This is a genomic window from Candidatus Obscuribacterales bacterium, assembly GCA_036703605.1.
GTDB lineage: Bacteria > Cyanobacteriota > Cyanobacteriia > RECH01 > RECH01 > RECH01.
In genome coordinates, this window is the sequence record DATNRH010000894.1 from 1 (window position 1) to 1,127 (window position 1,127).

The following is a 1,127-nucleotide window of genomic DNA, read 5'->3' on the forward strand; positions in this document are numbered from 1 at the left end:
TATCCCTGGCAGCCCAAACCCCGCGGCGTATATGGCGACAGTTGCAGCAGTTCCTGGACTGGTGTGTTCGGTCGGGGACCTTGGAGGTGAACCCTTGGGATGGGCTCCTGGTCAGAGACAAGCCCGAGGTTCAGTCACACAGGGTCCTGACTGATCCCCAAGTCTCTCTCCTCCTTAACGCGAACGACAGGGTGCTTCACAGCGCCCTTCTTTTTTGTCTGCTCACGGGGATGTGCTCAGGGGAGGCCTGCGGGCTCTTGGCAGAGGACGTCAGCACCAAAGGCAACCTCGGGCGGTTCGTGCAGATCATGCCCAACCACCTGCGGCAGTTGAAGTCCAAGGCGGCAGAACGGGTGGTGCCGCTGCATCCGGTGCTGGAGCAACTGCTGGACCAACGGCTGCCCACCTCAGGGCGGCTCTTTCCGTCCCTGACTGTGGATCGAGTGGTCAAGCGCTACGCCTACCTGAGGTCCCTGCACAGGGAACTTCATGGCACCGTGTTCCACTCAACCCGCAAGTGGTTCATCACCCAGTGTGAGCGCACCGGTGTCCCTGAGCACTTCACCGCCTCCCTCGTCGGCCATCAGTCAGCACGGTCCGAGAACAAGCTCACCTATGGGCTCTACTCGGCTGGCATCAGTGACACCCAAAAGCGGGAGATCATTGATCAAATCAGGCTGCCTCAGGACGTGGTGCTATGAGCGCATCCCGTATCCCTGACATAGAGGCCTTCGAGGAACGGGCTGCCATTTCTGAGTACGATGGAGGGCTGACGAGGCTACAAGCCGAAGCACTTGCGGCTCAGGAGCAGGGCTTTGCCTCCGCTGGTGCGTACTGGCGGTGGTTGGCTGGCTATGTGAGCAAAAGAGGACTTGGTTAGACCACAAAAAACAACCCCCGTCCGGCTGCCCCTAGTGGGTGGTCGGGCGGGGGGAATAGGTAAGGTATTTTTTTAGTAGGTCTTTGCGCCCGGTGCTGTGCTGACAAGCATCGCTGTTTATCCGGCAGACTCCTAAAATCACACAGGAGAAGGGCTAAGTTTGAGTTGATCGATCTTGGGAATTTCTCAGTAAAAACGCTATTCTGTCGAAGTTAATGACCACTTTTTTATCAAAAACGGCTTGTAC

General features: G+C 57.4%; 2 protein-coding genes. Both read left to right on the top strand.

Annotation, left to right across the window (positions count from 1 at the left end; all coding sequences use genetic code 11):
- The first annotated feature begins 86 nt into the window (after positions 1-86).
- Positions 87-701, top strand: coding sequence for a tyrosine-type recombinase/integrase (locus tag V6D20_18375; GenBank protein HEY9817749.1), 615 nt, complete (start codon positions 87-89; stop codon positions 699-701).
- Entirely contained in the window at positions 698-880 is a 183-nt protein-coding gene (locus V6D20_18380; protein HEY9817750.1) for a hypothetical protein, read from the top strand. The genes V6D20_18375 and V6D20_18380 overlap by 4 nt, the downstream gene beginning before the upstream one ends.
- The last annotated feature ends 247 nt before the right edge of the window (positions 881-1,127 follow it).